Source organism: Rhodococcus chondri, from assembly GCF_036327435.1.
GTDB lineage: Bacteria > Actinomycetota > Actinomycetes > Mycobacteriales > Mycobacteriaceae > Rhodococcus > Rhodococcus chondri.
In genome coordinates this window covers 1-8,336 of sequence record NZ_JAUZMZ010000193.1, presented here as the reverse complement: position 1 = coordinate 8,336, position 8,336 = coordinate 1, and the positions used below count along the sequence as shown (strand labels likewise).

Annotated in this window: 3 protein-coding genes and 2 pseudogenes; all 5 read left to right on the top strand. The window is 69.2% G+C overall.

Translation table 11 applies throughout. From position 1 onward, the window contains the following. Positions 1-988: ABC transporter permease (locus Q8814_RS22510; RefSeq protein ID WP_330154203.1), on the top strand; the 988-nt coding region annotated here is incomplete at its 5' end. A gap of 230 nt (positions 989-1,218) precedes the next feature. Beyond that, positions 1,219-3,408 carry a catalase/peroxidase HPI gene (gene katG, locus Q8814_RS22505; protein WP_330154202.1) on the top strand — a complete coding sequence of 730 codons (2,190 nt, stop codon included), beginning with the start codon at positions 1,219-1,221 and terminating at the stop codon, positions 3,406-3,408. A 179-nt stretch (positions 3,409-3,587) separates the two neighbouring features. Continuing rightward, positions 3,588-5,062: pseudogene (locus Q8814_RS22500) on the top strand (TIGR02677 family protein). 10 nt (positions 5,063-5,072) lie between these two features. Next, positions 5,073-6,443 carry a TIGR02678 family protein gene (locus Q8814_RS22495; protein ID WP_330154201.1) on the top strand — a complete coding sequence of 457 codons (1,371 nt, stop codon included), beginning with the start codon at positions 5,073-5,075 and terminating at the stop codon, positions 6,441-6,443. Next, positions 6,440-8,336: pseudogene (locus Q8814_RS22490) on the top strand (TIGR02680 family protein); the annotation flags it as partial. The gene Q8814_RS22495 and the pseudogene Q8814_RS22490, both read left to right, overlap by 4 nt.

Genomic DNA, 8,336 nt, shown 5'->3' with positions numbered 1-8,336 from the left:
GTTCGTCGGCGCCCCCGCGGACGGCGGCGCCGCCCTCGGCAGCTCCGACTGGGCGGAGATCTTCTCGCGGGTCGCCGCCGAACCCGACGCCGTCTACGCGGAGCACATGGTGCGCACCGCGACCGGCGACCATCCACCGCCGAGCGAACCCGGTCCGCTCGGACGCCCCGCACACACCTCCCGCAGGAAACAGCTCGGCACCGTCGCGCGCCGGCAGGTGCGGCTGATCGGCGCCGATCGTGGCTATCTGGTATTCCTGTGCGCGCTGCCGTTCGTGCTCGGCGGGCTCGCGCTGCTGGTCCCCGGCAGCTCCGGATTCGAGCCCCTCGCCCCCGGCGAGAAACCCGGCGAACTCGCCTTCGTGCTGATCCTGCTGATCCTCGGCGCGTGTTTCATGGGTCTGTCGCTCACGATGCGCGACCTGGTCGGGGAACGAATGATCTACCACCGAGAGCAGGCTGCCGGACTCGCACCGTCCGCGTATCTCGCGGCGAAGATCATCGTGTTCGGTATCGCCGCCGTCGTCCAGGCCGTGCTGCTGGTGCTCGTCGTGGCCCTCGGCAAGGGTCTGCCCGCCACCGGCAGCCTTCTTCCGCTCGGCGGTGTCGAACTCGTCGTCGGCATCGCCCTGACGACGTTCACGTGCGTACTGTTCGGGCTCGCGCTCTCCTCGGTCGCCCGCTCGAACGAACAGGTGATGCCGATGCTCGTGGTGGCCGTCATGGTGCAACTCGTGCTCAGCGGCGGCCTGATTCCCATCACCGGGCGGCCGGTTCTCGAACAACTGTCCTGGCTGTTCCCCGCGCGCTGGGGGTATGCGGCGGTGGCTTCCACAGCCGACTTGCGGGCGAAGGATCCCACCGCGGAAGCCGATCCGCTGTGGCAGCACACCGGGTCGTGGTGGCTGCTCGACATCGCGATGCTCGTGGTGCTCGGCCTCGCGCTCGCGGTCTTCACGCTCACCCGCGTGCGGGTGCGCGGCCGCTGACCCCGCACATCCCTGCCCTCCCACCGCAGTGCCGCCCCCGCCTCCGATGTGATGCGGACGTTTTCTGGACCGCGTTTATAACCTGCGCCATAGTGGACATGTGCATCTCTGCAGGAGTGTGCAGCCCCCGATGCAAGCGGTGCGGGCTGCCCCCACGAACGGCGAAACCGCGCGTTTCGCGGTCGGCTCCGTGATCGTCCGGCACACCGAATCCCGGAAGGAATGACACCGTGTCCAACAGCGAAAGCGAAAACCCGGTAATCGACTCCCCGACACCGAAGGTCAAGCGACCCCGTACCGTTCGGGACTGGTGGCCGGATCAGCTCGACCTGCAGGTACTCCACCAGAACTCCCCGCTGTCCAACCCGATGGGTGGGAACTTCGATTACGCGCGGGAGTTCGCAGGCCTCGACGTCGACGAACTCAAGCGCGACATTTTCGACGTGATGACGACGTCCCAGGATTGGTGGCCCGCCGATTACGGGCACTACGGGCCGTTGTTCATCCGGATGAGCTGGCACGCGGCGGGCACGTACCGGATCGCCGACGGGCGCGGCGGAGGCGGCAAGGGCGCCCAGCGCTTGGCGCCGCTGAACAGCTGGCCCGACAATGCGAGCCTGGACAAGGCCCGCAGGTTGCTGTGGCCGATCAAGAAGAAGTACGGCAGGAAGCTCTCGTGGGCCGATCTGATCATCTTCGCCGGCAACTGCGCGTACGAATCGATGGGATTCAAGACTTTCGGGTTCGGCTNCGGCCGCGAGGACATCTGGGAACCCGACGAGGTTTTCTGGGGTCCGGAAGACACCTGGCTCGGCGACGAACGCTACAGCGGTGACCGCGAACTGTCGGGGCCGCTCGGCGCGGTGCAGATGGGGCTGATCTATGTCAATCCGGAAGGCCCCAACGGCAATCCCGATTTCATCGCCGCGGCACGGGACATTCGCGAAACCTTCGGCCGGATGGCGATGAACGACATCGAAACTGCCGCGCTCATCGTGGGGGGTCACACCGTCGGCAAGACCCACGGCGCCGGCCCCGCCGACCTCGTGGGACCCGAACCCGAAGCCGCCCCCATCGAGCAGCAGGGGCTGGGCTGGAAGAACTCGCACGGTTCCGGTGTCGGGCCCGACGCCGTCACCAGTGGTCTGGAAGGCATCTGGACGCCGACCCCGACCACCTGGGACAACAGCTTCCTCGAGACCCTGTACAAGTACGAGTGGGAGAAGACGAAGAGCCCGGCGGGCGCCTGGCAGTGGGTCCCGAAGGACGGCGCCGCCGCGGATCTCGTGCCGGACGCCCACCACCCGGACCGCAGGCATCCCCCGACGATGCTCACTACCGACCTGTCGTTGCGTTTCAGCCCGATCTACGGGGAGATCACCCGGCGGTGGCTCGATCACCCCGAGGAGCTCGAGGAAGAGTTCGGCAAGGCGTGGTACAAACTGCTGCACCGCGACATGGGCCCGGTCTCGCGTTACCTCGGGCCGTGGGTTCCGGAAGAGCAGCTCTGGCAGGATCCGGTACCCGCGGTCGATCACGATCTCGTCGGCGACGACGACATCGCCGCGCTCGGGCGAACGATCCTCGACTCGGGCCTGTCGATTCGACAACTCGTCGCCACGGCGTGGGCCTCGGCCGCAAGCTTCCGCAACACCGACAAGCGCGGTGGCGCCAACGGTGCGCGTATCCGCCTTGCGCCACAGAAGGATTGGGAGGTGAACGAACCGGCGCAGCTTGCCGAGATTCTTCCGGTGCTCGAACGGATCGGGCAGGACTTCAATTGCTCCGCGAGCGGCGGGAAGAAGATTTCTCTCGCGGATCTGATCGTCCTGGCCGGCTGCACCGCCGTGCAGGAAGCCGCCCGCAGGGCCGGTCACGAGGTGGCGGTGCCGTTCACACCCGGACGCACCGATGCCTCCCAGGACCAGACGGACACCGAGTCGTTCGCGGTACTCGAACCCACGGCGGACGGATTCCGCAACTACCTTCCGGCCGGGGAGAAACAGCCTCCGGAGCGGTTGCTGCTCGATCGCGCCAACATGCTGAATCTGACGGCGCCCGAGATGACCGTCCTCGTCGGTGGCATGCGGGCGCTCGATGCCAACCACGGCCGGTCCGGCTACGGGGTGTTCACCGACCGGCCCGAGACACTGACCAACGACTTCTTCGTCAATCTGGTCGACATGGGCACCGAGTGGGCGCCCGCCACCACCGGCGAAAACGCCTACGAGGGCCGCGATCGGCGCACGGGCGACGTGAGGTGGACGGCCACCGCCGTCGATCTCGTCTTCGGAGCCAATTCTCAGCTGCGGGGCATCTCGGAGGTCTACGCCGCCGACGACGCACAGGACAAGTTCGTGCAGGACTTCGTCGCCGCGTGGAACAAGGTGATGAACCTCGACCGGTTCGACCTTCGCTGAGCTGCCCGAGGTGTTCACCTCGCGCAGGTGACGACGGCGTCACGGATCCGACCGGTGTGGGCCCCGGCACTATGGGGGTCCCTCACCCGTCGAGTTCGTGGCGCGTCGGAGCGTGCCCGTACCCTGTCCGGGTGAACGAAACCGGTCGGGTGCCTGGCGCAGAGGTCGGCGACCCCCTCATGCGGGACGACCGGCTGAAGCTTTTCTCGTTCGCGACCGCCGAGAAACGGGTCGAGTACCTGTGGGTGCTGCGCGCGTTCGATCATGCGCGCGCGAACTATGTGGTGCTGTTGCACGCCGGGGAGGTCGCGTCGATTCTCGAGCAGATCGGAGCAGGCGACAGCACGTCCGCGCTGTCGACCCAGGACATCGCGCCCCTGCTCGAACAGCTGCACACATGGGGTGTGCTCGAACGCAGTTACGACGGCACCCGAGCAGAGACCCTCGCCGAGTACCGCAACCGTCACTTCGTCTACCAGTTCGGCCAGGCCGGATACCGGGCGTTCCGCGCCGTGGAGGACGTACTGACCGCGCGCGGCGACGATGCGTCGCTGTCCCGATTGGCGCTGGCGGATCTGCTTGCGGACCTGACGGACCTGGCCGCGGCGAACATCTCGGGCGACGGTGAACTGATCTATCGGAAGCTGAGCCGGCTCGACGCCACGTTGTCCGACATGGCCGAGCGGGCCGCCCGGTTCTATCTGGTGCTCGGCGATCTGGTGCGTACCACCGAGGTCACCCCGGAAGCGTTTCTCGCACACAAGGATGCGCTGCTCGCGCACATGCGCGAGTTCAGTTCGGATCTGGCGCGGTACGCGCCGAAACTCGCGGCGGCACTGCGACGAGTCGAAGACACCGGGATCGATCGGTTGCTGGCGTCGGCGGCGGCACACGACGAACGGGTGCTGCTGCCGATCGTCGACCGCGAGGAAGACTGGCGCGCGCGCTGGCACGGACTCGTGCACTGGTTCACCGGGGTCGGTTCGGCGGCCAGCGAATCGGGGCGGCTACGCGAGGGCACGATGAGCGCGATCGCGGGGGTGCTGGCACTGCTGCGGCGCGTCACCGAAACCCGCCGCGGCGGGGTCAGCCGCGAATCGCAGCTACGGCACCTCGCCGGCTGGTTCGCGGCCGCACCGCATGAGGAGGCCGCGCACGCGCTGTTCGGCGCGGTGTTCGACCTGGGTCGGCCGCGACACTTTTCGATGCCGCACCCGGACGCGGACATCGTCCCGGTCGGCCGCTCCTGGTGGGAGGCACCGCCGGTCGAGATATCCCGGACCCTGGCCGAGACGGGCCGTGCGCCGGCCGCGGGAGCGCCGGGTCGGGTGCAGCGCAACGACGCGGGAGTGCGCCGCCTGCGGGAGGCCCAGCTCGACGCGCAGCGTCGCCGCGCGGCAGCCGCGGCGTCGCTGGCCGCCGGTGGGGTGCGGGAGAGGGAACTGTCCGAACCCGAAACCGAGGTGCTGCTGAGCTTGCTCGACGCCGCGTTGTCGGCGCGGGTACCGGTCAGCGGCCGGGTGAAGGACGAGGCGGGCACGTCCGGCACCCAGGGCGGGGTGAAGCTGACGTTGCGCCCGAGCGGGAATCGACGGTGGTGCGGACGGCGCGGGGCCGGTTGTATCTCGATGGCCTGACGGTGGACGTACAGTGAGGGTGATCTGGTGAGAACTCGCGATATACCAGCGCTCGAAGTGGATTCGTTCCAGCGGGCGGCCCGGTTGATACTGACTCACCACCTGGTGACTTCGACGTTCCCCGACCGGAATGTCCTGCCGTTGCTGCGGCGATGGGCACCCGAGTTGCGCGACGATCTTCTCGAGGTTCTCGGGTATCGACTCGAGGTGACCGAGACGACGGCCCGGTTGTTCACCGTCGCGGATCGGCTCGATCCCGGCGCCGGTACGGCCACGCCCACCGACCGCCCGTTCGACCGGCGCCGCTACGCGTACCTGGCACTTGCTGTCGCGGCGCTCGGTCGTTCGAGCGGCCAGATCAGCCTGTCGGAACTGGCCGAGCATGTGGCGTCGGACGCTTCCCGCATCGATGGGGTCGACCTGGCGACCGATCGGGCCGCCGATCGCGATGCGTTCGTCGATGCGGTGGCGTGGCTGGCGGCGCGGGGCGCGATCGCACTCGCCGACGGTGATGCGGGCGGCTGGGCGTCGGATCCCGGCATCGGGGAGGCGCTCTACGACATCGATCGGTCGGTGGTGACCGCGTTGTTCCGGCCCCCGCGGGCACTGCAGCATCTGGGTTCGGTGCGCGGGCTTCTCACCGGTTCCGACCGTGAAGTCGGCGACGGGTCACGTGCGGTGGACACCGCCGAGGTGGCGCGGCGGGTGCGGCGGGCGCTGGTGCAGCGGCCCGTGGTGTACGCCGACGAACTCGACGAGGACGAGGCCCTGCAACTGGCGCTGCCGCGCACCACCGCGGCGGTCGAACTGCTGACCGGGTTGGTTGCCGAGCGGCGCGCGGAAGGCGTTGCGCTGGTGGATACCTCGGGACGGTTGTCGGATGTGCGGTTCCCGGGAACGGGGACGGTCGCGCAGGTGGCGTTGCTGCTGGGTGGAGAGATCTGTGAGCGGGTACTCGATCCGGATGCGCCGCAGCCGGCGCAGATGCCGCTACCGCCGGATGGGCACGCGTCCCTGGTCGCGGCCGTCGATGCTGCGATTCCGCGTTCCGGGGTCTTCGCGACGCTGACGGACCCGTCCGCGGAGCCGCAGGTCCCGACCGGGCGCGGGGGTGGCACCTATCCCCTGATCGAGGATGCCTGGCTGGCCGCCACAGTCGGGCGGCTAATCGAGGCGTACGGGCGCACCTTCGCCGCGCAGTGGCAGGCGGACCCGGCGGGATTGGCGCACGCCGCGTTGACGCTGCTCGAGAAGTTGCGGCTGGTGGTGCGGGTACCGGGCGGGGTGCTCGCGTTGCCGGCGCTGGCGCGGTTCCGGGGCGTGACGGTTCGTGTCCGCGACCGTGATCCGCAGATCGACCTGTTCCCTGACGAATCGAACGAGGTGGAGTTGTCGTGAGGAGTGCCCGTTTCCGGCCGACGCGTGCCGGAATCATCAACCTGTGGGACTACCGGGATCAGGAGTTCTCGTTCGGGGACGGCCGGCTCGTGCTGCGTGGCCCCAACGGGTCGGGGAAAACGAAGGCGCTCGAGGTGCTGTTCCCGTTCGTGTTCGACGGGCGGATCGAGCCGCGGCGGCTCAATCCGTTCGCCGGGGAGGAACGCACGATGCGCTCGAACCTGCTCTACCGAGGCCAGGACAGCGCGTATTCGTATGTGTGGATGGAATTCTGCCGCGGCGACCGCGACGACCCGGAGGCGGTGACCGTCGGGATCGGGATGCGCGCGACGCGCGGCACCGACAAGGTGACGCGGTGGTATTTCGTCGTCGACGGCCGGGTCGGCGTGGATTTTTCGCTGCTCGACGCCGAAGACCGGCCGTTGACCCGCAAGCAACTCGTCGACGAGGTTGGCGCCGAGGCGGTCACCGACCGGCCGGTGGACTACCGGGCGGCCATCGATGCGCGGCTGTTCGGGTTGGGTGCGCAGCGGTACGACCAGTTGATCAATCTGATTCTGACGCTGCGGCGCCCGCAGTTGGCGAAGAACCTCGATCCGAAGGGGTTGTCGCAGGCGTTGACCGACGGTTTGCGCCCGTTGGACGAGCAGCTGGTCCTCGAGGCGGCACGCTCGTTCTCCGACATGGAGGAGGTCGCGCGGGCGCTCGAGTCGCTGGCCGCGGCGGACGAGGCGGCGCAGCGCTTCGTCCGGGTGTACCGGAAGTACCTGCAGCAGCAGGCGCGCGCCGATGTCGAGCAGGTCGCGGGCCGGCTCGACGCGGTCCACGCCGGCGTCGAGGCGTTGCGGTCCGGTGCGGTCGAACGTGAGCGGGCCGGCGCGGCAGGCGTGGACGCGGAGGAGGAACTCGCCGCAGCCGAGCGCGACCTCGAGCAGTCCCGCGCAGTTCTCGAGGCACTGCAACGCTCGAGTGCCTACGAGGGCAAGCAGCAACTCGACGATCTTGCGCAGGCCGTGGCCAATCTCGAGCGGACCACCGTCGCGCAGGCCGAACAGGCACAGCGAGCCCTCGAGACCGTGGCGCAACGCACCGACGACGCCGAGCGGGCCGAGCAGGCCGTGACGTCCGCGGCGGCGGCGACGGTCCGGTGCGAGGATGCGCTGCTGGCCGCGGCGGACGATGCCGGGCTCGAGTGGTCCGCGTCCTCGGATGCGGCGCCGGATCGGTTGCCCACGGCGCTCGACGCGCGCGTCGAGGAGCGCGAGGCAGATGTGCGAGCCGTCCGGGGAGCACTCGCCCGGGTCGACGGCGCCACCGACGCCCGCGACCGGGCCGAATCGTCGGCTCAGCGCAGCCGAGCCCGGCGGGACACCGCCCGCGCGGCACTCGAATCGGCCGAGACCATCGTCGAATTGGCCCGCGCCGAAACCTCTACTGCGATGCGCAGGTGGTGGGCAGAACATTCCGCGCAGTACGCGGAGGCAGGAATCTCCGACTCGCTGCCCGAGGCGCTGGACGCGGCGATCGCCGGCGCTGGACAGGACGACGCACCCGCTCCCGCTGCGGTGGTGGCCGAGCACACCGCGACTGCGGTCGAGGACCTGCGCTTCCGGCGACGCACCCTGGCCGCCGACGCCCAGACCCTCGAGACCCGGATCGGGGACCTCGAGACGGAACGGGCCGCGGTGGCGGCCGAACACGACGACGCTCCCCCACCGTTCGCGGCGCGAACAGGTGAACGCGGCGAACTCGAGGGTGCACCGCTGTGGCGGCTGGTGCGGTTCGCCGACCACGTCGAACCCGCGGACGCGGCTGGGATCGAAGCGGCACTGCAGGCCGCGAATCTGCTGGACGGCTGGGTGACCACCGACGGCACGCTGCCCGGCGTGACGT